This window comes from Mesorhizobium sp. LjNodule214 (genome assembly GCF_964252735.1).
GTDB lineage: Bacteria > Pseudomonadota > Alphaproteobacteria > Rhizobiales > Rhizobiaceae > Mesorhizobium.
Genome location: NZ_CAXUPE020000002.1, coordinates 643,733 through 668,369 on the forward strand (window position 1 = coordinate 643,733; position 24,637 = coordinate 668,369).

The 24,637-nt window shown below is 63.9% G+C and carries 19 protein-coding genes, 1 other RNA gene and 1 pseudogene; 6 read left to right on the forward strand and 15 right to left on the reverse strand.

All coding sequences use genetic code 11. The annotated features are described in order from the left end of the window. From ftsW to mraZ, 9 genes are read right to left on the reverse strand one after another with little or no spacing between them, the layout of a single operon-like run. Positions 1-1,152: a putative lipid II flippase FtsW gene (gene ftsW, locus ACSQ3Z_RS17065; RefSeq protein ID WP_436172488.1), complete on the reverse strand. Its 1,152-nt coding sequence runs from the start codon at positions 1,150-1,152 to the stop codon at positions 1-3. Continuing rightward, on the reverse strand, positions 1,152-2,552 hold the full coding sequence (gene murD / locus ACSQ3Z_RS17070; protein WP_436172489.1) for a UDP-N-acetylmuramoyl-L-alanine--D-glutamate ligase: 1,401 nt from the start codon (positions 2,550-2,552) through the stop codon (positions 1,152-1,154). Before murD ends, ftsW begins: the two co-directional genes overlap by 1 nt. A gap of 8 nt (positions 2,553-2,560) precedes the next feature. Next, on the reverse strand, positions 2,561-3,643 hold the full coding sequence (gene mraY / locus ACSQ3Z_RS17075; RefSeq protein WP_436172490.1) for a phospho-N-acetylmuramoyl-pentapeptide-transferase: 1,083 nt from the start codon (positions 3,641-3,643) through the stop codon (positions 2,561-2,563). Between the two features lie 24 nt (positions 3,644-3,667). Continuing rightward, positions 3,668-5,101, reverse strand: coding sequence for a UDP-N-acetylmuramoylalanyl-D-glutamyl-2,6-diaminopimelate--D-alanyl-D-alanine ligase (locus ACSQ3Z_RS17080; protein ID WP_436172491.1), 1,434 nt, complete (start codon positions 5,099-5,101; stop codon positions 3,668-3,670). Continuing rightward, entirely contained in the window at positions 5,098-6,552 is a 1,455-nt protein-coding gene (locus tag ACSQ3Z_RS17085; RefSeq protein WP_436172492.1) for a UDP-N-acetylmuramoyl-L-alanyl-D-glutamate--2,6-diaminopimelate ligase, read from the reverse strand. Before ACSQ3Z_RS17085 ends, ACSQ3Z_RS17080 begins: the two co-directional genes overlap by 4 nt. A 54-nt stretch (positions 6,553-6,606) precedes the next feature. Further along, on the reverse strand, positions 6,607-8,352 hold the full coding sequence (locus tag ACSQ3Z_RS17090; protein ID WP_436172493.1) for a peptidoglycan D,D-transpeptidase FtsI family protein: 1,746 nt from the start codon (positions 8,350-8,352) through the stop codon (positions 6,607-6,609). Beyond that, positions 8,349-8,744, reverse strand: a complete 396-nt coding sequence (ftsL, locus tag ACSQ3Z_RS17095) for a cell division protein FtsL (protein ID WP_436172494.1) — start codon at positions 8,742-8,744, stop codon at positions 8,349-8,351. The genes ACSQ3Z_RS17090 and ftsL overlap by 4 nt, the downstream gene beginning before the upstream one ends. 4 nt (positions 8,745-8,748) lie before the next feature. Then, a complete protein-coding gene (rsmH, locus tag ACSQ3Z_RS17100) occupies positions 8,749-9,765 on the reverse strand; it encodes a 16S rRNA (cytosine(1402)-N(4))-methyltransferase RsmH (RefSeq protein WP_436172495.1) in 1,017 nt (338 codons plus the stop codon). Continuing rightward, complete coding sequence (gene mraZ, locus ACSQ3Z_RS17105) at positions 9,762-10,220, reverse strand: division/cell wall cluster transcriptional repressor MraZ (RefSeq protein WP_436172496.1); 459 nt, start codon at positions 10,218-10,220, stop codon at positions 9,762-9,764. Before mraZ ends, rsmH begins: the two co-directional genes overlap by 4 nt. A 407-nt stretch (positions 10,221-10,627) precedes the next feature. On the opposite strand from mraZ, the gene ACSQ3Z_RS17110 reads away from it, so the two are divergent. After that, positions 10,628-11,743, forward strand: coding sequence for a cystathionine gamma-lyase (locus ACSQ3Z_RS17110; RefSeq protein ID WP_436172497.1), 1,116 nt, complete (start codon positions 10,628-10,630; stop codon positions 11,741-11,743). A 111-nt stretch (positions 11,744-11,854) separates the two neighbouring features. Here ACSQ3Z_RS17110 and rnpB read toward each other — a convergent pair. The 5 genes from rnpB to ACSQ3Z_RS17135 all read right to left on the reverse strand — a co-directional run bounded on the left by rnpB (position 11,855) and on the right by ACSQ3Z_RS17135 (position 15,108). Continuing rightward, positions 11,855-12,276: RNase P RNA component class A (rnpB, locus tag ACSQ3Z_RS17115), an RNA gene on the reverse strand. 64 nt (positions 12,277-12,340) lie between these two features. Beyond that, positions 12,341-13,051, reverse strand: a complete 711-nt coding sequence (locus ACSQ3Z_RS17120; protein ID WP_436172498.1) for a lytic transglycosylase domain-containing protein — start codon at positions 13,049-13,051, stop codon at positions 12,341-12,343. Between the two features lie 184 nt (positions 13,052-13,235). Beyond that, positions 13,236-14,003 (reverse strand): N-acetylmuramoyl-L-alanine amidase, encoded by a 768-nt coding sequence (locus tag ACSQ3Z_RS17125; RefSeq protein WP_436172499.1) that lies wholly within the window; start codon positions 14,001-14,003, stop codon positions 13,236-13,238. Further along, entirely contained in the window at positions 14,000-14,719 is a 720-nt protein-coding gene (locus ACSQ3Z_RS17130) for a TerB family tellurite resistance protein (RefSeq protein WP_436172500.1), read from the reverse strand. The genes ACSQ3Z_RS17125 and ACSQ3Z_RS17130 overlap by 4 nt, the downstream gene beginning before the upstream one ends. Before the next feature lie 191 nt (positions 14,720-14,910). Next, positions 14,911-15,108 carry a hypothetical protein gene (locus ACSQ3Z_RS17135; RefSeq protein WP_436172501.1) on the reverse strand — a complete coding sequence of 66 codons (198 nt, stop codon included), beginning with the start codon at positions 15,106-15,108 and terminating at the stop codon, positions 14,911-14,913. Between the two features lie 178 nt (positions 15,109-15,286). On the opposite strand from ACSQ3Z_RS17135, the gene ACSQ3Z_RS17140 reads away from it, so the two are divergent. Genes ACSQ3Z_RS17140 through ACSQ3Z_RS17150 form a run of 3 tightly spaced genes read left to right on the forward strand, consistent with a single transcriptional unit; the run spans position 15,287 to position 20,893 of the window. Further along, the gene (locus ACSQ3Z_RS17140) at positions 15,287-18,898 is read left to right on the forward strand and encodes a hydantoinase B/oxoprolinase family protein (protein ID WP_436172502.1); all 3,612 of its coding nucleotides are present in this window, start codon (positions 15,287-15,289) and stop codon (positions 18,896-18,898) included. Positions 18,899-18,929: 31 nt separating this feature from the next. Continuing rightward, entirely contained in the window at positions 18,930-20,228 is a 1,299-nt protein-coding gene (locus ACSQ3Z_RS17145; protein ID WP_436172503.1) for a DUF3419 family protein, read from the forward strand. Then, positions 20,225-20,893 carry a class I SAM-dependent methyltransferase gene (locus ACSQ3Z_RS17150; RefSeq protein ID WP_436172504.1) on the forward strand — a complete coding sequence of 223 codons (669 nt, stop codon included), beginning with the start codon at positions 20,225-20,227 and terminating at the stop codon, positions 20,891-20,893. The genes ACSQ3Z_RS17145 and ACSQ3Z_RS17150 overlap by 4 nt, the downstream gene beginning before the upstream one ends. Here the strand turns inward: ACSQ3Z_RS17150 and ACSQ3Z_RS17155 are convergent. Further along, a pseudogene (locus ACSQ3Z_RS17155) lies at positions 20,890-22,265 on the reverse strand (serine hydrolase domain-containing protein). The gene ACSQ3Z_RS17150 and the pseudogene ACSQ3Z_RS17155 sit on opposite strands and share 4 nt — an antisense overlap. A gap of 234 nt (positions 22,266-22,499) precedes the next feature. Here ACSQ3Z_RS17155 and ACSQ3Z_RS17160 point away from each other — a divergent pair. Beyond that, positions 22,500-23,300 (forward strand): glycoside hydrolase family 25 protein, encoded by an 801-nt coding sequence (locus ACSQ3Z_RS17160; RefSeq protein ID WP_436172505.1) that lies wholly within the window; start codon positions 22,500-22,502, stop codon positions 23,298-23,300. Between the two features lie 130 nt (positions 23,301-23,430). Beyond that, positions 23,431-24,609 carry a lytic murein transglycosylase gene (locus ACSQ3Z_RS17165; protein ID WP_436172506.1) on the forward strand — a complete coding sequence of 393 codons (1,179 nt, stop codon included), beginning with the start codon at positions 23,431-23,433 and terminating at the stop codon, positions 24,607-24,609. Positions 24,610-24,637: the final 28 nt, after the last annotated feature.

The following is a 24,637-nucleotide window of genomic DNA, read 5'->3' on the forward strand; positions in this document are numbered from 1 at the left end:
TCACTCCGCCGGCATGGCGCGCTGAGAGAAGGCAAAGCCCATCTGCTTACGCTTTTCCGGCCGCTTGCGCGTCAAAGCCAGCACCATGCCCATCGAGATCGCGATGGCGATCTGCGAGGAGCCGCCATAGGAGATGAACGGCAGCGTCATGCCCTTGGCCGGCATGAGCTGCAGGTTGACGCACATGTTGATGACCGACTGCAGGCCAAAGACGGTGACCAGTCCACCGACGGCATAGCGCGTGAAATCGTCCTGTTCCTTCAGCGCCGTGTTGAGGCCGCGCAGCACGATGAAGGCGAAGATCGACATGATGAAGAAGCACATGATCAGCCCGAACTCCTCGCCGGCGACCGAAAAGACGAAGTCGGCATGGCTGTCGGGAATGACCCGCTTGACTGTGCCCTCACCCGGGCCGACGCCGAACCAGCCGCCATTGATCAGCGCCTCGCGCCCCATGTCGACCTGGAAAGTATCGCCCTCGCCGGTCAAGAATTTGTCGATGCGGGCGGCGACGTGCGGGAACACGGTGTAGGCGGCAAACAGACCGCTGGCGCCGGTGACGCCAAGCGCAATGATCCACATCCATGGCAGGCCTGCCATGAAGAACATGACGCCCCAGGTGCCGGTCACCAGCATGGTCTGACCGAGATCCGGCTGGGCGACCAGAAGCGAGATGACCAGGATCAGCAGCAGCATGGCAAACAGATTGCCGGGAATGTCCGGCTGGCGCTTGTGTTCGGCGAACAACCAGGCACAGACGATGACGAAGGCCGGCTTCAGGAATTCCGACGGCTGGATCGACAGCCCGGCAAGCGATATCCAGCGCCGGGCTCCCTTCACCTCGACGCCGATGTAGAGCACCACGACCATCAGCACGAGCATGATGCACAGCATCGCCAGCGCCGTGCGCCGGATCTGCCTCGATTCCAGAAAGGAGACGGCCAGCATCACACCCAGCGCCGGCACGGTGAAGATGATCTGCCTGGTGGCGAAGTGGAAGCTGTCGAGGCCGATGCGCTCGGCCACCGCTGGGCTTGCCGCGAAGGACAGCACGATGCCCAGCCCCATCAGTGACAGGAACGCCGCCAGGAACCAGCGATCGATCGTCCACCACCAGGTCGCAACCGGACTTTTGTCGAGACGGCTTTGCATTATCGTGACCCTCCGATGGGTTTCACACCATCTATAGCGCTCGCAGCTTGCCTGAAGGCTTCGCCGCGCACTTCGAAATTCTTGAACTGGTCGAAACTGGCGCAAGCCGGCGACAAAAGCACCACCGCCTCGCCGCCGTCGTCGCGCGCGGCGTCGTTGGCCGCATGCGCGACCGCGGCCGCCAGCGTGCCAGAAATCTCGTAAGGCACGGCCTCGCCGAGCGTCGCCGAGAAGGCCGGTGCTGCCTCGCCGATCAGGTAGGCCTTGGCGATGCGCGGAAAGAAGCCGCGCAGCGGCTCGATGCCGCCTTCCTTGGGCAGTCCGCCGGCAATCCAGTAGATGCGCGAGAAACTCGACAGTGCCGGTGCGGCCGCATCGGCGTTGGTCGCCTTGGAATCGTTGATGAACAGCACATGGCCCTTGCGGCCGACCTGCTCCATGCGGTGCGCCAGCCCGGGAAAACTCTCCAGCCCGGCCTGGATCTCGCCCAGCTCCAGTCCGACCTTCAGGCAGGCCGCGACTGCGGCCAGTGCATTCTGCGCGTTATGCTGGCCGCGCAGCGAGCCGATGCCGTCGAGGAAGGCGACGCGGCTGTAGCGGCCATTCATTGCTTCCATCAGATTGCCGCCGTCGGCGAAATAGCCGTCGGTCAGCGGCAGGCGCTTGGAAATGCGGATGACCTGCCTGCCCGCCCGCTCCAGCCGGTCGGCGATCTGGGCGCACCAGGAATCGTCTACGCCGACGATCGCGGTCTCGCTGCCGGCCACCAGCCGCTCCTTGATCGAGGCGTAGTGCTGCATGGTGCCGTGCCGGTCGAGATGGTCCGGCGTCAAATTGAGCAGGATGCCGGCCGTCGGATTGATTGAGGGCGCGAGGTCGATCTGGTAGGACGAGCATTCCACAACGTAATGCCGGCCCGCCCCTGGCGGATCGAGCGTCATGATGGCACGGCCGATATTGCCGCCCATCTGCGTGTCCCGTCCGGCTGATTTCAGGATATGCGCCGTCAGCGCCGTCGTCGTCGACTTGCCGTTCGTGCCGGTGATGGCAATGAACGGTGCCTCAGGCGCACGCAAAATCCGCTCGCGGCAGAACAGCTCGATGTCGCCGATCACCTCGACGCCTGCACCGCGTGCGAGCTCCACTGTCCAGTGCGGCTTCGGATGCGTCAACGGCACACCGGGCGACAGCACGAAGGCGGAAAACCCGACCCAGTTGGCGCCACGCAGGTCTTTCGTCGCGATACCCACCGCCGCTGCCTTGGCGACGCTGTCCGGATTGTCGTCCCAGGCAAGGATCTCGGCCCCGCCGGCGATCAGCGCATGCGCGGTGGCGATCCCCGAACCGCCGAGCCCGAAGAGCGAGACACGCTTGCCTGCGAAAAATGAGGCGGGGATCAAGCGGCGTCCTATCTGAGCTTGAGGGTCGACAGGCCGACCAGCGCCAGGATCACCGCGATGATCCAGAAACGGATCACCACCTGGCTTTCGGTCCAGCCTAGCTTTTCGAAATGGTGATGGATCGGCGCCATTAGGAACACGCGCTTGCCGGTCATCTTGAAGTAGCCGACCTGGATGATGACAGACAGGATCTCCACCACGAACAGGCCGCCGACGATGACCAGGACGATCTCGTGCTTGGTCGCCACCGCGACGGTGCCGATCAGGCCGCCCATCGCCAGCGAGCCGGTGTCGCCCATGAAGATCGCCGCCGGCGGGGCGTTGAACCACAGGAAGCCGAGGCCGGCGCCGATCACCGCGCCGAGCACGACCGCCAGTTCGCCGGTGCCGGGGACAAAATGGATCTGCAGATATTCGGCGAACACCGCATTGCCGGAGAGATAGGCGATGACGCCGAAGGAGGCCGCCGCGATCATGATCGGCACGATTGCCAGTCCGTCGAGTCCATCGGTCAGGTTCACCGCATTGCCGGCGCCGACGATGACGAAGCAGGAGAACGGAACGAAGAACCAGCCGAGATTGACGATGAATTCCTTGGCGAAGGGGAAGGTCAGCGACGACGAGAACGGCGCCTGGCCATTATGCATGATCACCCAGGCGGCGATGCCGGCGATGATGAATTCGAGCGCCAGCCTTGCTTTGCCGGAAAAGCCCAGATGCGACTGCTTGGTCACCTTCAGATAGTCGTCGTAGAAACCGATCGAGCCGAAGCCGAGCGTCACCAGCATCACCACCCAGACATAGATGCTGGAGAGGTTCGCCCACAAAAGCGATGAGCCGATGATGCCGCAAAGGATCATCAGCCCGCCCATGGTCGGCGTGCCGGCTTTCTTGAAGTGCGTCTGCGGCCCGTCGGCGCGGATTGGCTGGCCCTTGCCCTGCCGAAGGCGCAGCGAATTGATGATGGTCGGCCCGAAGATGAAGACGATCAGCGCCGAGGTGATCAGCGCCCCGCCGGTGCGGAAGGTGATGTAGCGGAAGACGTTGAAGACCGAGATCTTGTCCGCGAAATCGACGAGCAATGTGAACATGAAACTCCGTCCCCCGGGCCGGCCTTAGGTCTGTTCAATGGTTGTGGCTTGCGCCGGAAATTTGCCGAGCAATGCCTCGACCAGCTTTGAAAAACCGATGCCTTTCGACGATTTGACCATCACCACGTCGCCAGGCTTCAACGCCGACAGCAGCAGCGGCTTCAACTCCTCGGCGCCGGCGCGATACTCCGTTTCGATATCGTCGGGCAAGATGTCCGCCAATGCCCGCATTTCAGGGCCGCCGAGAAAGACCGTGCGCGTTTCGGTGCCGACGATCAGATCGGCAAGGGCTGCGTGCAGCTTCGCCGAATGGTCGCCGAGCTCGAGCATGTCGCCGAGCACGGCGATGCGCCTGCCCTCGCCCGTCACAGGCGTTGCGTTGAGCAGCGCCATCGCCGCCTGCATCGAGGCCGGATTGGCGTTGTAACTTTCGTCGATCAGCGTGATCGGCCCTTTCGGATGGCGCAATATGTGGCGCTTGCCGCGGCCGCGCTCAGCCGAGAGGTTGGCCAGCGCCGAGGCCACCGTGCCGATATCGGCGCCGACCAGTTGCGCCGCGCCCAGCGCGGCCAGCACGTTCTGCACCATGTGGCGGCCGGGCGCACCGATGCGGGCGGCGACGTCCTGCCCGCCGATCCTGGCGGTGATCATGGAATGGTCGGCATGCAGTTCGCATTTGATCAGTCTGAAGGTCGAGCGGGCGTTTTCGCCGAAGCCGAAGACATGCTCGACACCGGCGGCCCTTGCCATCTTGTCCAGCAGTTTCCAGCGCCCGTCGTCGCGGTTGAGCAGGGCGGCGCCGTCCGGTTCCTGCCCCTCGAAGATCTCGGCCTTTGCCTTGGCGATTTCGTCGAGATTCTTGAAGAAGCCGAGATGCGCCGCCGCGATCAGCGTGACGATGGCGACATGCGGGCGGACCATCTTGACCAGCGGCCGGATTTCGTCCGGATGGTTCATGCCGATCTCGAACACGGCATAATCGCAATCGGCGGGCATCCGCGCCAGCGTCAGCGGCACGCCCCAATGGTTGTTGAACGACTGCGCCGAGGCATGCACCTTGCCGACCGCCGACAGCACGTGGCGCAGCGCTTCCTTGGTGGTCGTCTTGCCGGCAGAGCCGGTCACCGCGATGATCCTGGCGTTGGAGCGCGCGCGCGCCGCGATGCCAAGCTTTTCCAGCGCGGCAAGCACGTCCTGGACGACGATCATCGGCGCGGTCAGGCGCCCCAGCGACGGCAATTTGCCCTCGGCGACGACCAGCACGCCGGCGCCGGCCTTGACGGCGGCTGTCGCGAAATCATGGCCATCCATCGCCTCGCCCTTGATGGCGAAGAAGGCGTCTCCCGGCTGCAGGCTGCGGCTGTCGATCGAAATGCCGGATATGCCCTCCGGCATCGGGCCGATCGGCCGGCCGCCCATGGCATCGACCAGCGCTTCGGAGGACCACAGGAAAGTCATGCGGCGCGCTCCCGCAGCGCCGAGCGGACTTCCTCATGGTCGGAGAAATGCAACGTCTCGGTGCCGATGGTCTGGCCTTCCTCATGTCCCTTGCCGGCCACGATCAGCGTATCGCCGGCGTGCAGCATCGCCACCGCCTCGTGGATCGCCTTGCGGCGGTCGCCAATCTCGATGGCGCCGGGCGCGGCTGCCAGGATCGCGGCGCGGATCGTTTCCGGGACTTCCGAACGCGGATTGTCGTCGGTGACGATGACGACATCGGCCAGGCGAGTGGCGATCTCGCCCATGATCGGCCGCTTGCCCCGGTCGCGATCACCGCCGCAGCCGAAGACCACGATGACGCGGCCGGTGGTGAACGGCCGCACCGAAGCGAGCACGTTCTCCAGCGCATCCGGCTTGTGGGCGTAGTCGACATAGACAGGTGCGCCATTGGCGGTGGTACCGACGAGATCGAGCCGGCCCGGGGCCCCCTTCAATTTCTCCAATGCGATCAGAGCCTTGGCGGTCGGGGTTCCAGTAGAAATGGCCAGACCCGCAGAAACCAGCGCGTTCGCGATCTGGAAATCGCCGGCCAGCGGCAGGTCGATTTCGTGCAGTACGCCGTCGACCTCGACTTCGGCGCGCTGGCGATGGCGCTCATGCTCGACCCGCTTCAGCCTGAGGAAATCGCCGTGGCGACCCACCGTCAGCACCTCGAGCCCGGCCGCCCGCGCCGCATGAATCGTCGGCGCCGACCACGGGTCATCGGCGAAGATGACCGCCGGCGCACCCTTGGGCAGCAGCGTGTCGAACAGGCGCAATTTCGCCTGGTGATACTCCTCGACGGTCGGGTGATAGTCCATGTGGTCACGGCCGAGATTGGTGAAGCCGCCGGCGGCGAGCTTGACGCCGTCCAGCCGGCGCTGGTCAAGGCCATGGCTGGAGGCTTCCATCGACGCGTGGGTGACGCCGGCATCCGCAAGTTCGTGCAACAGCTGGTGAAGCGCCACCGGGTCGGGCGTGGTCAGCGAACCATAGTCGTTGCGGCCGGGCGCCACCACGCCGGTGGTGCCGATCGAAGCGGCGGCAAGGCCGGCCTGCTCCCAGATCTGCCGCGTGAAGGCGGCGACCGACGTCTTGCCGCTGGTGCCCGTCACCGCCACCATGGTCTCCGGCTGCCTGCCAAAGAAGCGGGCGGCACTCAGCGCCAGCGCCAAGCGCGGGTCGTCGACGGCAAGAACCGGGACCGACAGCCCGGCAATGGCGCTGGATTTGGCCGCCACGATCACTGCTGCGCCGCGCTTCGCGGCATCCTCGGCATAGGCCGCGCCATCCGCCTTGGTACCGGTGAGCGCGAAAAAAACGACGCCCGGTTCTACCTGGCGGGAATCCGAGGAGATCCCGGTCACCTCCAGGTCGAGGGAAGCTGTTCCCTCGACAGGCAGGATACCGGCTAGTTCTTTCAGCTGCATCGAAACCCGTTCATCGCAACAAAATAGCGCGCAGTTGCCGGCGCGCCCCGAGAATCACTGATAGGAAACCAGCGTTGCACCATTTTCATGGCTGAAATCTGGCTTCACGCCAAGCATTGAAGCCGCGCGCCGGATGATATTGCCCGCCATGATGCCCGCATTCGAGCCCGCGGTGGCGCCCATGCCGGGCTTTTCCGGCTTCGGCTCGTCGGCGATCGTCAGCACGATGTATTGCGGATCGTCCATCGGGAAAGCGGCGACGAAGGCATTGAAATTCTTGTCCTTCGAGTAGCGGCCGTTGACGACCTTCTCCGCCGTTCCGGTCTTGCCGCCAACGCGATAGCCCGGGACCCTGGCGCTTTTGCCCGAGCCCTTCTCGGCGTTGAGCGCATAGAGATAGCGCATGCCCTCGACGGTCTTTTCGCTGACCACTTTCTTGGCCACCGTCATCGCTTCCTCCTGCGTGCGCGGCAGGAATGTCGGCTCGATAAGGTAGCCGCCATTCATCAGCGCGGCGCAGCCGACGGCGGTCTGCAGCGGGGTCGTCGACACGCCGTGGCCGAAGGCGATGGTAATCGAATTGACCTGTTTCCACACCTTGGGCTCGGTCGGACGCGCGACTTCGGGGAGTTCGGTCTGCATCTTCTCGAGAATGCCGAGGCGATGCAGGAATTCGCGATGCCCTTCGATGCCCACCGCTTCGGCCTCCTTGGCCGAACCGATGTTGGAGGAGTAAATGAACACCTCCGGCACAGACAGCACGCGGCCCTTGCCGTGGAAGTCATGAATGGTCTGATGGCCGATCCTGATCGGGCGCGAGGCGTCGAACCGGCTCTCCAGGGTCACCTTGCCCGAATCCAGCGCCATGGCGGTGGTGAAGCTCTTGAACGTCGAACCCATCTCGTAGAGACCCGCTGACATGCGGTTCAAGCGGTCCTTGTCCTGGGCATTGTAGGGATTGTTGGGGTCGAAGTCCGGCACCGAAGCCATCGCCAGCACTTCGCCAGTCTTGACGTTGAGCACGACGGCGCCGGCGGCGATGGCGTGGAAGCGTTCCATGCCGGTGGCGACCTCGTCGCGCACGATGTGCTGGACGCGCAGGTCTATCGAGAGCTGCACCGGCTTCAGGTCCCTGGCCACAGCCAGCCCCGACGCCTGAAGGTCGGTCAGACCCTGCTCGTCGACATATTTCTCCATGCCGGAGATACCCTGGTTGTCGATGTTGGTGAGACCGACGATGTAGGACGAGGTCTCGCCGGCAGGATAGAAGCGGCGTTTTTCGGTGCGGAAGCCAAAGCCGGGGATGCCGAGCTGCATGATGTCGGCCTGCTGCTTCGGTGTCAGCTGCCGTTGCAGCCAGACGAAGCCGGCGCCGCTCTTCAGCTTGTGATAGGTCTGTTCGTAATCGATCTCAGGAAGCACAGTCGACAGCTTCTCGATCGCCTCGTCGGCGTCGACGATGCGGCGCGGCTCGGCAAACAGCGAGGCCGTCTTGATGTCGGTCGCCAGCACTTCGCCGTTGCGATCGACGATATCGGGCCGCGACGCAGTCACCCGGCTCTGCGGCCCACCCGACATGTCGGGGTTCTGGAAACCGAGATAGACCAGCCTGCCGGCGATGGCCGAATAGATGCCGAAGAACACCGCCATCGTCATCACGATGCGCGTCCTGGCCTTGCCGCCGGTCGACTTGCGGGCACCTTCGACGACGATCGAGCCGTCTTCGCTGGGCCTGGCGCGACGCTTCAGCAGTCCGCCGATCCTTGGAAGTTTGCCCATTGCTGGAAGTCTGGCGATCATTGGACGATGCCTCCGGTCACCACGGGATCCTTGCCGCCGGAAGGTCCTTTGCCGGAATTGTCGGCCAAGCCACCCAGCCGCTGTGACGACAGGTCCTCGATATTGACCGGCTTTGCCGGAAGATCGTCGAGGCCGACGATCTGGCGCGCATTGACCGGCTCGAGTCCCAGCTGCGACTTGTAGATTTCGGCCAGCTTCTGCAGGCGCGACGGTTGGGTGAGCAGGCTCCAGTCCGCCTTCAGAAGGTCGATCGTGTCCTCCTCATAGTGGATCTGCGCCTGGATCTTCTGCACCGCGGCCAATTGTTCCTCGGCCTCGCGCTTGGTCTTGTAGGTCAGAGCGGCCGCCGAGACCATGACCGCGATAAGGACTATGTCGCTGGTACGAAACACGTGCTCACCTCTCTCCCGGCAGGTCGATGCCGGGAAGCTTTGGAAGGCCGAAAATCGAAAAATCGTCGCCGCGCGCCGGCGCCTCGGTGCGGATTGCCGCGCGCAGCCTGGCCGAACGTGCTCGCGGGTTGGCTGCGATCTCGGCATCGCCCGCCGTCACGCCGCCGCCGGCCTTGCGAAACGTCGCCAGGCGCACCTGCGCCTCCGGCATGTGGCGCGAGCCGCTCGCCGCATCGGAGCGGTCGGCGATGAAGCGCTTGACGATGCGGTCCTCCAGCGAATGGAACGTCACCACCGCCAGCCGCCCGCCGGGCTTAAGCGCACGCTCGGCCGCAAAAAGCGCCTTGGCCAGTTCGCCAAGCTCGTCATTGACGAAGATGCGCAACGCCTGGAAGACGCGTGTCGCCGGATGGATCTTGTCCTTCGGCGCCCGGCCGATATGCGTCTCGATGGCGTCGGCGAGGTCGAGCGTGCGCTCGAACGGCCGCTTTTCGCGGCGGCTCTCGATCATGCGGGCGATGCGGCCGGCGTGACGCTCCTCGCCCAGAAAGCCGAAGATGCGCGCAAGGTCACCGGCCTTGAAGCTATTGACGACGTTTGCCGCGCTCAGCCCAGCCTGCGCCATGCGCATGTCGAGTGGCCCATCGTTGCGGAACGAGAAGCCGCGCTCGGCCTGGTCGAGTTGCATGGAAGAGACGCCAATATCAAGGACAACGCCGTCGGCGCTTTCGATTTGGTCGTCGAGTGTCGAGAACGGCGCCTGCACCAGCCGCAGCCGGCCACCCGATTGCTGTTCGAGAACACGACCAGCCGCGATGGCATCGGGATCGCGGTCGATGGCCACGACCGAGGCACCGGTCGCAAGAATGGCTTTGGTGTAGCCGCCGGCGCCGAACGTGCCGTCGACGACCATGTCGCCCGCTTTGGGCGAAAGCGCCTCCAGCACTTCGGCAAGGAGGACCGGAATGTGACGGACTGGTCCGCCAACGGCGTGAGGATCATCGCCGTCGCCCACCATCATTCCGGTCGCTCCCCAGGCTTCGTCCCCTGCCGAAGCTGCAAAAGCCGGGCGCGCGCCTGCGCTCCATAGGCGGCAAGCCGCCCCGGCTCCCAGATCTGGAAGAAGTTGCCGCGACCGACAAAGGCCACTTCCGCCGAAATGCCGGTATGCTCGCGGATGAAATCGGTCATCGTGATACGGCCGTCTTGGTCCAGTTTCAGGAACGACCCGTCGCCATGGCAGAAGAAGGACATGTCGTCCGCGGTCGGCAGGAAGGGATCCTCCTGCGCGATGCGCTGCTCGTAGCGGTCGAGCAGGTCGAGGCCGCCGACATCCATGGCCGGGATATCCAGGCAGCGCAACGCATAGAGGTCCGAATAGCCGCGTTTCTGCACGACCGAGCGGAAATGCGCCGGAACGGAGACCCGTCCCTTCGCATCGATCCTGTTCACCGCGCTTGACAGAAACCGATCCATTACGCGCTACAGCCGCTTCCGCCGCCGCACCCCTCTCCATCGTTTCGCCCGCACCGCCGCAGCGCGGTCCCTTCCGAAAACTCGCTCCGTCCACCGAGGCAAAAAACCGCAAACGCGCAGCCGCAGCGGCTGCCCGATTGGCGTACGCTTCACCCTGACGCGGAACGAAGGCTTTGGTATCGAAATGGGATATCATGGGGCACTATGGGCGTCAACGGGAACAGGCTTCACAAACGTGCGCGCGACACCCTGGGAACGCAGCTGTGACGGCACTCCCGTCTTTATCCTCTATTAAGCCTAACGAAGGGTTTAGAGCCCCGTGGCCCAACTGGAGGGCGCTTGCTGCAACCCGTTGGCACGCATAGCGTCACCCGGTCTTCTTCCATCGGCAGCAAGGTGTGAGATCGATGTCCGAAACAGCCAGGTCGCGCGCCGCGGCGCTTGCCCATTTGCGCAACAGCGGATTCGCTACGGGCGACCCGATCCCCTTGCCGCTGACCATGGCCGCCATCTTTCACACGCCAGGGGATGCGACCGGTTTCAATGAGTATGGCCGCTACAGCAATCCGACGTGGGATGCCGTCGAGCACGCCCTTGGTCATCTGGAAAACGCCCGATGCATCGGCTTCCCGTCCGGAATGGCCGCGATCTCGGCGATTTTTTTCGCGCTTCTGAAGTCCGGCGACCGCGTGCTTTTGCCATCGGACGGCTATCACGCCACGCGAGCGCTGGCCGAAGGCTTCCTCAAGCCATTCGGTGTTGCCTATGACCTGCGGCCGACATCGACCTTTCTCGACGGTGGCTTCGCCGGCTATCGCCTGGCTTTCGTCGAGACCCCTTCGAACCCGCAACTGGATATTTGCGATATCGCCGCTGTCGCCAAGGCCGCCCACGAAGCCGGCGCGATCCTCGTTGCCGACAACACGGCGATGACGCCCTTCGGCCAGCGCCCGCTCGACCTCGGCGCCGACATCGTCGTCTCCGCCGACACCAAAGCGACCAACGGCCATTCCGACGTGCTGTTCGGCCACGTCGCCAGCCGCAGCGACGACATCATCGCTGCCGTGACCAACTGGCGAGAGATGTCAGGCGCCATCCCTGGACCGTTCGAGGCGTGGCTGGTGCATCGCGGCCTCGAAACGCTGGACGTGCGTTTCGACCGCATGTGTTCTTCGGCGGAGATCATCGCGCAAAGGCTGAAGGATCATCGCGCCGTAAGCGGGCTGCGCTTTCCTGGGCTGGAAGGCGATCCGTCGCACAATCTTGCCCGCGCCCAGATGGAACGCTTCGGCTTTCTCGTCTCGTTCGAACTGGCCTCGGACGAGAAGGCCGAGGCATTCATCAACAACTGCCCGCTGATTGAGGCGGCGACCTCCTTCGGCGGCGTTCACACCTCCGCCGAACGGCGCGCCAAACGCGGAGACGCCGTGCCTCCCGGTTTCGTGCGCCTGTCGGTCGGCTGCGAGCCGGTGGAGGAGCTTTGGCAGGCGATCGAAGCATCGCTGGACAGGATCCGCGATTGACAAATCCACTACGAGCCGACGTCATCGGCTTCGACGTAGCGACAGCTGCGCCCGAAGGCGCAAGCCACCGAAATCAAAAGGATTTCGTTTGAACCAAGAAATTGCGGAGAAATTGCCAGCTGGCCTGTAAGCCGGGTTCTGTATGGCCCTCGCGCCTTGCGGCGCGAGAACGTGGCGGCCATTCATCTTGGGCGCATGTTGCCATGCGCCTCACGCAACCTACCCGGACGGTGAGCCGGAAACAGCCCTCGAGGGTTTCCCCTCGCACCGCCCCTATTCGGTCTTGCTCCCGGTGGGGTTTACCGTGCCGCTCCTGTTGCCAGTCGCGCGGTGGGCTCTTACCCCACCCTTTCACCCTTGCCGCGGATCCCGGTGGCCTTGCGGACACCGGATGCCGTGGCGGTTTGCTTTCTGTGGCACTTTCCCTGGGGTCGCCCCCGCCGGCCATTAACCGGCACCGTGTCTCCATGGAGCCCGGACTTTCCTCACCCGCAGCCTTTCGGCTTCGCGGGTGCGGCCGCCCGGCCAGCTGGCAGAGCGTATAAAGGGGTTCACGCCTGAAAACGCAAACGAAAAAAGCAGCTTATGCCTGGCCGGTCACGCAGGTGTCCCAAGCGCGGCCATCTGCACCTTCACCTTGCTGCAATAGGCCGCCGACACCGGGTTCATGCGTTTGGCGGCGTGACCGGCATTGTATTTCAGGATCGTGCCGCAAGTGGTACCGCCACCGAGGCCCCGCGCCATGGCAAGGTACTTCATGCCGTATTTGATGTTGGTGTCGGGGTTGAACAGCCCCTTGACCGAGCCGGTATAGCCCATCATGCGCGCCGTCGCCGGCTTGATCTGCATCAGGCCGATCTCGCCGGCGCCGCCGACAATGTTCGGCCGGTAGTTGCTCTCGATCTTGATCACGGCCTTGGCCAGCGACATCGGCACGCCTTCGGCCGCCGCATAGCGGGCGATGATCGCCGAATACTGGCCGGTCTCGGCTGGTGCCGCTGCAGTCACCGCGACATTCTGCGGGCGGATCGATGCCGTCGTCGTCAGGTCGATGCTCTTCCTGTTGCGCTTCACATGCCGCTTGGCCTTCGACTTTCGAGCCTTCACCGCAGCTGCCTTTTCGACCTTCGCAGTGGCCGTCCTCTTGGCTTTTGCTGCCTGAGCCGCTTTCGGCAGGGCAGTCTTGGCGGGTACGGCGGAGAATCCCTGGTCTGCCCTCTGGCTCAGTGGTGCGCCATTCGCCGCACCGATGGCAAAAGTCATTACACCGGCAGCAACAGCTGCCGTTAAAACGGTCAATTTCTGCATGGGGTCCTGTTCTGTTTGAACCGCGCGAAGAACTTCACGCGGCTACACCAATCAATATCGGTACATCCGGGGGGATAGAGGTCCGACAATTTGCACGGTTCGCCTTTGAGGGCCGAATTGGCGGCAAAGAAGGCGGTGCAAGTCACTTTGCGTGACAGATTGTAACTTATCGACTCAAAAAGGATTACTTCGACGGCATTGCCTTAGCGGAAGCCAGCAGCCTTTGCAGCGTGCGGATCGTCGAGCCGTCGGCCACGCCGTCGACAAGGCGCGGGCGGAAATGCCGCTGAAAGGCTTCGACCACGATCTCGGTCTGCCGGTCGAACGCACCTGATATCTCGACCCCGTAGCCATAGACCGCCAGCATCGACTGCAGCACCTCGACTTCCGGGCCCTTATCGCCTGCCTTGAGCACTGTACCCCGCCTGACCGGCGCCGCAGGGACGAGGTGGCCGACACCGTCCGCGAACAGGGCTCTCCAGGGGAATTTTTCACCCGGATCGATCTTGCGCCCCGGCGCGACGTCGGAATGGGCCAGCACCCTTTGCGCCGGAATGGAATGGCGCTGGACGATCCCGGCGCACAGGCCGGTTACGGCTGTGATCTGCCGCTTTGGGAAAGCGGGATAGCCGAGTGAATGGCCGGGATTGACGATCTCGATGCCGACCGAACAGGAGTTGATGTCGGTGCGCCCGAACCACGAGCTCTTGCCGGCATGCCATGCGCGGTCTCCTTCCCTCACCATCTGGACGACGCGGCCATCCTCATGGACGAGATAGTGCGCGGAAACCTCGCTCGACGGATCGCACAGCCATGCCTCGGCACCGGCCCCCGTCGCCATGCCGGTATAGTGCAGCACGATCATGTCGGGCTTGAGCGTGTCGCGCCGCAGGCCGAAATTCGGCGATACCCTGACCTCGGCGCTCGGCTCGTCGGGCAGGAAACCGCTCATACGTGCCGTAGACCCCGCTCGATCATCTCATAGGCGGCGTTGATCGCCGCGACCCTGGTCGTGGCGATCTTGATGAATTCCTGCGGCAGTCCGCGTGCGATCAGCCGGTCGGGATGATTGTCGGAAACCAGCTTGCGGTAGCGTTTCCTGATCTCCTCGAATGGTTTTCCGCGCTCGATGCCGAGCACGACATACGGATCGGCTGCACCGAGATCGACGTGCCGCGCCAGGATACTCTGGTAATGTGCCTCGTCGATCCGGAAAATCTGGGCGATGCGGTGCAGGAACAGGCCTTCGCGTTCGTGGATCAGCCCGTCGGCCTTGGCTATGTGGAAGAGGCCGTCGAGTATGTCCTCAAGCATCATGCAGTTCGCATGGCCCGAGCCGCACAACTGCGCCATGCGCGCAGCGTAGATTTCGAACCCGGCGACGTCCCGCTTGGCCAGATCGTAAAGACGCGCCACGTTGCGCGTCTCCTTCGGCGGAACCTCGAATATTTCCTGGAAGGCGCGCACCTCGTTCTGGGTGACGATACCGTCGGCTTTGGCCATCTTGGCCGACAGGGCGATCATCGCCACCGAAAAGGCGACGCGGCGCCGCAGATCCGGGTCACCGGAGAAAACGGTCCGCACCGCCTCCACGACATCGGCGACGCCTGACGACGCTGAAGACGAAACGCGTGTGATGAAGTCGCCGAGGCGGTCCCAAATCGACATAAGGGCTTCTTAGTGCGAACCGCCCACCGCTATCAAGCGAAGACAGTGCCGCAGGCCCGATCGATTTGCGGGACGCCTGACGAAACAACCCAACCCTTGCCATGCAACCGGGCGCTATCGCCCTCGCTCGCAATGCGGATATTCTGGCAGGAAAAGGCCGGCTTGATGCCGGCCTTTCCGCTCATCTCATACTACTGCGCAGGTGCTGCCGGAGCCGGTTCGGCAGGCTTCGTAGCGTCAGGAGCTGCCGGGGCGGCAGGCTGCATCGGCTGCTCGGCTGCCGGCGGATTTGTGCTCTGCGTTGTGGTGTTGTCTGTGCCGCTGTCGCTGCACGCTGCCACCCCAAGCAGGGCAAGCGCCGAAAGCGACGCAAGAATGAGTTTCTTCATCACATCTCTCCTTCACCAAACGCTCACGTTCCTGTGAGCGGTCGAAGAGAGAATGCATCAGCTGGCCATGAGTTTCGTAACGTTGCGTTTCCGCATGTAACATCTTCAGGTAGCTTGGTGATTGCCGTCCGACGAATGGCGAACTAACAGATAAACAAGAGAAATGCCGGGAGCTGCGATGACCGAAAAATGGGACTTTTGGATCGACCGCGGCGGCACTTTCACCGATGTCATCGGCCGTGACCCGCAAGGCGGGCTGCATCCCAGAAAACTCCTCTCGGAAAACCCCGAAGCCTATGCCGATGCAGCCATCCAGGGCATTCGCGACCTGCTCGGGCTGAAATCCGGTGCACCTATACCGTCGGGGCTGGTCGGCGACATCAAGATGGGCACCACGGTTGCCACCAATGCGCTTCTGGAGCGCAAGGGCGACCGTGTTCTGCTGCTCATTACCAAGGGCTTTCGCGACGCGCTGAGGATCGCCTACCAGGCGCGGCCGGACATCTTCGCCAAGGAGATTATCCTTCCCGAACAACTCTACGAGCGCGTCATCGAGATCGACGAGCGCGTGCGTGCCGATGGCCGCGTAGAACGACTGCTCGATGTTGCCGCTTGCCGCCCGGCCATCGTGCAGGCGAAGGCCGATGGCATCGATGCAGTGGCCATCGTCTTCATGCATGCCTGGAAGTACCCCGACCACGAGAAGGCGGTGGCAAAAGTCTGCCGCAAGCTCGGCTTCGGCCAAGTCTCGGTCAGCCATGAGGTGTCGCCGCTGATCAAGCTGGTCGGCCGCGGCGACACCGCTGTCGTCGACGCCTATCTGTCGCCAATCCTGTCGAGGTATGTGCAAAGGGTGGCGGGGGAACTCGGCGCTGGCCCTCGCCTGATGTTCATGATGTCGTCCGGCGGTCTCACCGCCGCCGACATGTTCCAGGGCAAGGACGCGCTTCTCTCCGGTCCGGCCGGCGGTGTTGTCGGCATGGTTGAGACGGCGAAGCTCGCCGGCTTTGAAAAAGTCATCGGCTTCGACATGGGCGGCACCTCGACCGACGTCGCTCATTATGACGGCGAGTACGAACGCGCCTTCGACACCGAGGTTGCCGGTGTACGCATCCGTGCGCCGATGATGCGCATCCACACCGTAGCCGCCGGCGGCGGCTCGATCCTGCACTATGAGGCCGGTCGCTTCCGCGCCGGGCCGGATTCGGCCGGCGCCAATCCCGGTCCCGCCGCCTACCGGCGCGGCGGTCCGCTCGCCGTTACCGACGCCAATGTGATGCTCGGCAAGCTGCAGCCCGACTTCTTCCCGGCGATCTTCGGGCCTGGCCAGATCGAGCCGCTCGACGTCGAGACCGTGCGCAAAAGATTCACCACGCTCGCTGCCGAAATCGGCGACGGCCGCTCGCCGGAAGCCGTCGCCGAAGGCTTCGTCATCATTGCCGTCGAGAACATGGCCAACGCCATCAAGAAGATTTCCGTTCAACGCGGCTATGACGTCACCGAATATCTGTTGAACTGCTTCGGCGGCGCCGGCGGCCAGCATGCCTGCCTCGTCGCCGACGCGCTCGGCATGGAGGCGGTGCTGATGCATCCCTTCTCCGGACTGCTCTCGGCCTACGGCATCGGCCTGTCGTCAGTCTTTGCCTCGCGCCAGCAGGCGCTGCTGCAGCCTCTGGCGGAAGAATCCCTGCCGGCTATCGACGACCTCATCGCGACATTGCGAAAAGCCGTCATCGAAGAGCTCGCCGCGCAAGGCATTGGTGAAGACGCCGTCGCCTCGAAGCCGGTACTGCAGATCCGCTATGACGGCACCGACACGGCATTGCCGGTGAACTTCGAACACGGCTCGATTGCGCGAGCCAGAAGCGATTTCGAGGCGGCCCACAAGGGTCAGTTCGGCTTCGTCTACGAGGACAAGCCGATGATCGTGGAGTCCGTTGGCGTCGAAGGCACCGATACCGGCGGCGGCGGCCGCGATGAAGGTGAATCAGAAACGGAAGATCTTGTCGTAAGTCCTTCCGAGACCCGCAAGATCTTCGCCGAGGGCGAATGGCGCGACACCGGCGTCTTCCGCCGCGAGGTGTTCAAGCCGGGCAACAGGGTTTCCGGCCCGGCCTTGGTCATCGAGCCTAACCAGACCATCGTCGTCGAGCCCGGCTGGCAGGCCGAAATCACCGCAAGGAACCATGTACTGTTGCGCCGTATCGAGAAGAAGCGCCGCCAGGCGGCGCTCGGCACCGCCGCCGATCCGGTCATGCTGGAGGTCTTCAACAACCTCTTCATGTCGATCGCCGAGCAGATGGGCGTGACGCTGCAGAACACCGCCTATTCCGTCAACATCAAGGAGCGGCTGGACTTTTCATGCGCGGTGTTCGACCGCCATGGCGCGCTGGTCGCCAATGCGCCGCACATGCCGGTGCATCTCGGTTCCATGGACCGCTCGGTCGAAACGATCATCCGCCTGAACTCGGGCGACATCCACCCCGGCGACGTCTTCGCCCTCAACGCGCCCTACAATGGCGGCACGCATCTGCCCGATATCACGGTGGTGACGCCGGTGTTCGACGACGCGAAGAAGGAAATCCTGTTCTGGGCGGCGTCGCGCGGCCACCATGCCGATGTCGGCGGCACCGCTCCCGGCTCGATGACGCCGCTCGCTACAACGGTCGACGAGGAAGGCGTGCTGTTCGACAATCTCCGCATCGTCGATCGCGGAAAATTCCGCGAGACCGAGTTGGAAACGCTGCTCACCGACCACCCCTACCCGGCCCGCAATCCGCACCAAAACATCGCCGATCTCAAGGCGCAGATCGCCGCCAACGAAAAGGGCGTCGCCGAACTGCGCAAGATGGTCGCGCATTTCGACCTTGACGTCGTCGAGGCCTATATGGGCCACGTCCAGGACAATGCGGCCGAGAGCGTGCGCCGCGTGCTGGAGCGGCTGCCCGACAGTTCCGGATACGAATACACGACCGACACCGGCCAGGTGATCAAGGTGAAGATCACGGTCGACCGGCAAAAGCGCGAAGCGACGGTCGACTTCACCGGCACATCGCCGGTGATGAAGAACAATTTCAATGCGCCGGAGCCGGTCGCCCGCGCCGCCGTGCTCTATGCCTTCCGCGTCATGGTCGAGGACATGATCCCGATGAATGCCGGGTGCCTGAGGCCCATCAACATCATCATCCCAGACGGCTGCATGCTGAAGCCCACCTACCCCGCTGCCGTCGTCGCCGGCAATGTCGAGACCTCGCAGCATGTCACCAACGCGTTGTTCGGCGCCATGGGCGCGATGGCCAACGCGCAGGGCACGATGAACAACCTCACCTTCGGCAACAAGCAGTATCAGTACTACGAGACGATCTGCTCCGGCTCGCCGGCTGGCCGGATGAATTCCGGCCGCGGTTTCGCTGGCACGTCAGGCGTCCACACCCATATGACCAATTCGCGCCTCACCGATCCGGAAGTGCTGGAATTGCGCTTTCCCGTCCTGCTCGAGGATTTTCACATCCGCGAGGGTTCCGGCGGCAAGGGCAAATGGGGTGCCGGCGACGGTACCAAGCGCACCATCCGCTTCCTCGAAAAGATGGAATGCGCAATCCTGTCCTCGCACCGCAACCGCCCGCCACAAGGCTTGGACGGCGGTAGCGACGGCGAGCCCGGCTCGACCAAGGTCCGCCGCAACAACGGCTCGGTCGAGGTGCTGAAGGCCTGCGACCAGACCGTGCTCGACGCCGGCGAGGCCGTCGTCCTGACGACGCCGACGCCGGGCGGGTTCGGCAAGGCCTGATTTGGCGTCAACAGCCTGTCACGGCGCTGTCATGACGCTGCGCTACCCGCTTGCGCCAACGCAAATGGGGAATCACCTTGCCATGACGGACGTTTCCGGAGATCTGGTTTTTCGCCGCGGCAAGGAAGTTGGAAAAGCCGTCTACCAGAACCGCCCGCTGTCGAAGGCCGGCCTTTCCGAGCGGCTCTTCGCTTTCCTCTTCTCCGGCCTCGTCTACCCGCAGATCTGGGAAGACCCCGATGTCGACATGGAGGCCATGCAGCTTGGCCACGGCCATCGCGTCGTCACCATCGCGTCCGGCGGCTGCAATATCCTGGCCTATCTCACACGCTCGCCAGAGCGGATCGATGCCGTCGACCTCAACGCCGCCCACATCGCGCTGAACCACATGAAGCTCGAGGCGGTGCGGCATTTGCCGTCGCAGGGCGACCTGTTCCGCTTCTTCGGCGCCGCCGACACCAGTCACAATTCGGAAGCCTACGACCGTTTCATCGCGCCGCATCTCGATCCGGTCAGCCGCCACTACTGGGAGCGCCGCAACTGGCGCGGGCGCCGCCGCATTGCCGTCTTCGACCACAATTTCTACCAGACCGGCCTGCTCGGCCTGTTCATCGCCATGGGCCACCGCGTCGGCAAATTCTTCGGCGTCGACCCGGCTGGCATTATGCAGGCCAGGAACATCGGCGAGCAGCGCCGCTTCTTCAACGAGGAGCTGGCGCCGGTCTTCGAAAAGCCGCTGCTGAAATGGGCGACGTCGCGAAAAGCCTCGCTGTTCGGCCTGGGCATTCCGCCGGCGCAATACGATTCGTTGATCACCTCCGGCGATGGCACCATGGCGAGCGTCCTGAAAGCCCGGCTGGAAAAGCTCGCCTGCGATTTTCCACTGAACACCAACTATTTCGCCTGGCAGGCCTTTGCCCGCCGCTATCCCGAGCCCGGGGAAGCCGCCCTTCCCGCCTATCTCGAAAAGCGCAACTACACGACGATCCGCAACAATGTCGATCGTGTCGCCATCCACCACGCCAACCTGATCGAATTCCTTGCAGGCAAGGATGCCGGCACGGTCGACCGTTTCATCCTGCTCGATGCGCAGGACTGGATGACGGACGACCAGCTCAATGCGCTGTGGGCCGAGATCACGCGCACGGCATCGATCGGCGCCCGCGTCATATTCCGCACCGCCGCCGAGCCCAGCCTGCTGCCTGGCCGCGTCTCCAATTCGCTGCTCGACCGGTGGAGCTACGAGGACGAGGCCTCGCGCGAATTCTCGACCCGTGACCGCTCGGCCATCTATGGCGGCTTCCACCTCTATGTGAAGCGGCCCGCATGAGCGCGAGCGAGCTGCCGGCCAACCATGCCGAACTGATGGACGGCGTCTATCGCTGGCAGCGCCATATCTACGACCTGACCCGCAAATACTATCTGCTCGGCCGCGACCGGCTGATAGCAGGGCTGGACGTGCCGCCCGCTGGCACGGTGCTCGAACTCGGCTGCGGCACCGGCCGCAACATCGTGCTGGCCGCCCGCCGCTATCCCGACGCCCGCTTCTTCGGCCTCGATATTTCGGCCGAGATGCTGGAAACAGCCACAGCAGCCATCGCCCGCGAAGGCCTGTCCGACTGCGTCGCACTGGCGCGGGGCGACGCTACCGATTTCGACGCCAGGGCGCTGTTCGGCATCGAGAGTTTCGACCGCATCTTCGTGTCCTATTCGCTGTCGATGATCCCCGGCTGGGAGAAGACAGTGTCGGCAGCACTCGCCGCCCTTTCACCTGGCGGTTCGCTGCACGTCGTCGATTTCGGTCAGCAGGAAGGCCTGCCTGGCTGGTTCCGGACCTTGTTGCGCGGCTGGCTGAGGAAATTCCACGTCGCGCCGCGCGAATCCCTGCGCGACGTCCTGGAATCGGAGTCCGAACGAACCGATTCAACCTTCCGTTTTCGCACGCTTTATCGCGGCTACGCATGGCTCGCCGTGATCCGGCAGCCAAAAGGCTAGTGAAGCGCCTTGACCAGCGCCCCCAGCATCGTCTGCGGTCGATAGCCGAGCTTGGCAGGCGTCAGCCCGAGCCGCACCACCACCAGCTGTTCTGAGGGAACGATGGCGACGGTCTGCCCGTCATGCCCTTCCATCCAGTAGGTATCCTTGGGCAGGCCGGTCGCGACGCCGGCGCCGGGGTTTTCCTCATCGCCCGGTGCCTCGATCCACACTTGGCCCCTGCCATAGACCTTCGAGGCCGGTGCAGGCTCCCGCATCCAGTCGACGAAACCGGTCGGCAGGATGTCCTTGCCGTTCCAGACCCCGCCCTGCAGCAGGAACTGGCCGAAACGCGCCAGTCATGCGCCGTGGCATAGAGATAAGACGAGCCGACGAAAGTGCCCTGCTCGTCGGTTTCGAGCACCGCGCTATGCATGCCGAGCGGCTCGAACAGTGCCGTTCTCGGCCAGGTCAGCGCAGTGTCCTTGTCGCCAACTGCATCCTGCCAGAGGCGCGACAGCATCACCGCGGTGCCGCTCGAATAGGAGAACACCTTGCCCACTTCACCGGCTAGCGGCTTCGATTCAGCAAAGCCCGCCATGTCCGGTTCCAGATAGAGCATGCGCGTCACATCGGCGACGTCACCATAGTCCTCGTTGAACTCCAGCCCGCTCGACATCGCCATCATGTCGGCGAGGCTGATGGCAGCGCGGCCATCGGCTTTCCACGGCTCGAACAGGCCCTGGCTGGTCACCGCCATCTTGCCGTCCTTGACCAGCGTGCCGAGGATCGCAGCGTTGACCGTCTTGGTCATCGACCAGCCGAGCAGCGGCGTCTTTTGCGAAAAGCCGTCGCCATAGCGCTCGCCGACAATGCGGCCGTTCTTGACCACCACCACCGCCCGCATGCCGGTGCCGACCATGGCCGCGTCGTCCAGTATTTTCGCGATTTCCGGTGCCTGCGAGGCGTCGACTCGCTCGCCTTCCGGCCACAGCGCATCCTGCCTGGTGGCGGGTTCGGCATAGGTCACCGCCTGCCTCGCTTTGCCGGTGTTGCCATCCGGAACCGACGCGCAGCCCAGTCCGTCACGCGCAACGGCGACACTTCTGCCGAGCACACCGAACAAGCCTGCCGAAACCATCCCGCGTTCCTTGTCGACCTGCACCTTCATCAGCCTGAGCAGCGGATGGCCCGGCGCTTGCACGTCGACGGCGAGCACTTCATTGGCGTCGCGCCCGGCAATGAAGACGTTCGAGCAGACGATCTTGGCCGAATAGCCCGAACCGACGCGGATCAATTCCGGCGGCGCGATATAGAGCCAGGCAAACAGGGCGCCTACCGCCAGCACGATCAGGCTGAGCAGCCATTTAACGATCTTGACGACGATCCGCATCTTTTTCATCCCCCGGTGTTTTCGCGCTCGATTTATGTCATCGATTTGCCGACATTGCTTCGGCAAAATCTCTGTTCTTGTCGAGCGCCGTCAACCTGATATCAACCATGTTCGGCGATCACATGAGGAAGGCGGACGATCCTGTGGGGTGATCGTCCGGCGGGGCCAGATCGAAGGGGCACCAGCAGAAACGACCCATCAGCGGCCGGCTGAACCCGGCTCAGGAGTAGAGAGATGCGCCGTCTCGCGGCTCTCATCATGCTGACGCTGTTGGGCGCCTGCTCGACCGTGGACGATCTCTCGCCGCTGTCGCCATCCTCGTCCAGCAACCCGACAATCGCGATGCGTGCACCCCGTTTCGAGGATTCCAAGCCGCATGAATGGGACAGCGGCGCGCCGTGGAACTATGCGGTACATGGCACCGATGTCTCCAAATACCAGACCTCGGTTGACTGGCCGGCGGCCAAGGCAAGCGGCATCTCCTTCGCCTTCATCAAGGCGACCGAGGGCGGCGACCGCTTCGACGAGTATTTCAACGAGCACTGGGCACGCACCAGGGCTGCGGGCATACCCCGCGCGGCCTATCATTTCTTCTATTTCTGCACGCCCGCCGCCACGCAGGCGCGCTGGTTCATCGCAAACGTGCCCGTCGACCGTTCGGCCATGCCGCCGGTGCTCGATATGGAATGGAACCCGAAATCGCCGACCTGCAGGCTGCGCCCGGACGCCGCGACGGTGCGCGCGGAGATGGGCACCTTCCTTGAAATCGTCGAGCGGCACTACGGCAAGAAGCCGATCATCTACACCTCGGTCGACTTCTTCGACGACAACGGCCTGTCGTCCTTCCGCGGCTATCCCTATTGGCTGCGCTCGGTCGCCGGCCATCCGCGTCAGAAATACGGCAGCCACCCCTTCACCTTCTGGCAGTACACCGGCACCGGTATCGTTCCCGGCATGACCGGTAAATCCGACATCAACGTCTTCAACGGCTCCGAAGCCGCCTGGAACAAGTGGCTGCGGCAGAACACCCGTTGACACCGGGGCCCGCGCCTGCTTTTCGACACAGCCGGCGGCGATTGTCTGCACCCGCTGATAATCCAGAGCGCCGCGCGTTCGAAATGGACGCGCAAAGGATGCTCGAGCACCTGGTTTCGGAAGGAAGCTGATGCGACTGCGTTCCAAAGCCCTCGCGGCGCTCATCCTGTGCGCCACGGCGTTGCCGGCGGCGGCGCAGGAATGCGGCGGCGAGTTCGAGGCATGGAAGCAGGGCGTGGCGACCGAAGCCAAGTCGGCTGGCGTCGGCGCTCACGGCCTCGATGCGCTGGAAGCTGCCAGCATCGACGACAAGGTGCTGGCGCGCGATCGTGCCCAGGGTGTGTTTTCCCAGACCTTCATCCAGTTCTCGAACCGCATGATCTCGGCCTATCGGCTGAAGCAGGGCGCGGCCAATCTGAAGAAATACGCCGACGTGTTTGCCCGCGCCGACCAGCAGTTCGGCGTCCAGGCGCCGGTCATCGCAGCTTTCTGGGCGCTGGAGACCGATTTCGGCGCCGTGCAGGGCGATTTCCATACGCTGAGCGCGCTGGTCACACTCGCGCATGACTGTCGCCGGCCGCAGCTTTTCCGGCCCCAGCTGGTGCCGCTGCTGACGCTGATCGACCGCGGTGTCGTGCCGGCCGACGTCACCGGCGCCTGGGCCGGCGAGATCGGCCAGACGCAGATCCTGCCGTCCGACTATCTCACGCGTGGCGTCGACGGCGACGGTGACGGCGTGGTCGACCTGCGCGGCAGCGTACCGGACGTGATCATGACCACGGCCAACAAGATCCTGTCGCGCGGCTGGAAACGCGACCAGCCCTGGATCGAGGAAGTGCGCGTGCCCGACGATATGCCGTGGGACCAGACCGGCCGCACCAACAAGCTGCCGCTGTCGCAATGGGCTCAGTGGGGTGTCACCAACCCGAACGGCACGCCGCTTATCGACAACGGCCTGAAGGCGGGTCTGGCGCTGCCGATGGGCCGCAAGGGGCCGGCCTTCCTCGCCTACGACAATTTCGACGTCTATCTCGAGTGGAACCAGTCCTTCACCTATGCGCTGACCGCGGCAAGCCTCGCCGCGCGGCTCGCCGGCGCGCCGCAATTCGACCCGCGCACCCCTGAATCCGGTCTCAGCGGCGACCAGATGAAAGCACTCCAGACCAAGCTCGAGGCCAGAGGCTACGACGTCGGCACGGTCGACGGCATCCTAGGCACGAACACCCGCGAAGCCATCCGCAAGGAACAGATGCGCCTTGGGTTGCCCGTGGATGGCTGGCCGACGCCGGATCTGCTGGCGAGGCTGTAATAGCAGTGAGTAGTGAGTAGTGAGTGCA

Coding starts and splice junctions, on each gene's coding strand:
- mraZ (WP_436172496.1), bottom strand. CDS start 10,220: ATGGATCGGTTTCTGTCAAGCGCGGTGAACAGGATCGATGCGAAGGGA.
- rsmH (WP_436172495.1), bottom strand. CDS start 9,765: ATGATGGTGGGCGACGGCGATGATCCTCACGCCGTTGGCGGACCAGTC.
- ACSQ3Z_RS17085 (WP_436172492.1), bottom strand. CDS start 6,552: ATGCAGCTGAAAGAACTAGCCGGTATCCTGCCTGTCGAGGGAACAGCT.
- mraY (WP_436172490.1), bottom strand. CDS start 3,643: ATGTTCACATTGCTCGTCGATTTCGCGGACAAGATCTCGGTCTTCAAC.
- ACSQ3Z_RS17165 (WP_436172506.1), top strand. CDS start 23,431: ATGCGACTGCGTTCCAAAGCCCTCGCGGCGCTCATCCTGTGCGCCACG.
- ACSQ3Z_RS17160 (WP_436172505.1), top strand. CDS start 22,500: ATGCGCCGTCTCGCGGCTCTCATCATGCTGACGCTGTTGGGCGCCTGC.
- ACSQ3Z_RS17110 (WP_436172497.1), top strand. CDS start 10,628: ATGTCCGAAACAGCCAGGTCGCGCGCCGCGGCGCTTGCCCATTTGCGC.
- ACSQ3Z_RS17130 (WP_436172500.1), bottom strand. CDS start 14,719: ATGTCGATTTGGGACCGCCTCGGCGACTTCATCACACGCGTTTCGTCT.
- ACSQ3Z_RS17120 (WP_436172498.1), bottom strand. CDS start 13,051: ATGCAGAAATTGACCGTTTTAACGGCAGCTGTTGCTGCCGGTGTAATG.
- ACSQ3Z_RS17135 (WP_436172501.1), bottom strand. CDS start 15,108: ATGAAGAAACTCATTCTTGCGTCGCTTTCGGCGCTTGCCCTGCTTGGG.
- ACSQ3Z_RS17140 (WP_436172502.1), top strand. CDS start 15,287: ATGACCGAAAAATGGGACTTTTGGATCGACCGCGGCGGCACTTTCACC.
- ACSQ3Z_RS17080 (WP_436172491.1), bottom strand. CDS start 5,101: ATGACTTTCCTGTGGTCCTCCGAAGCGCTGGTCGATGCCATGGGCGGC.
- ACSQ3Z_RS17150 (WP_436172504.1), top strand. CDS start 20,225: ATGAGCGCGAGCGAGCTGCCGGCCAACCATGCCGAACTGATGGACGGC.
- ftsW (WP_436172488.1), bottom strand. CDS start 1,152: ATGCAAAGCCGTCTCGACAAAAGTCCGGTTGCGACCTGGTGGTGGACG.
- ACSQ3Z_RS17125 (WP_436172499.1), bottom strand. CDS start 14,003: ATGAGCGGTTTCCTGCCCGACGAGCCGAGCGCCGAGGTCAGGGTATCG.
- ACSQ3Z_RS17090 (WP_436172493.1), bottom strand. CDS start 8,352: ATGATCGCCAGACTTCCAGCAATGGGCAAACTTCCAAGGATCGGCGGA.
- ACSQ3Z_RS17145 (WP_436172503.1), top strand. CDS start 18,930: ATGACGCTGCGCTACCCGCTTGCGCCAACGCAAATGGGGAATCACCTT.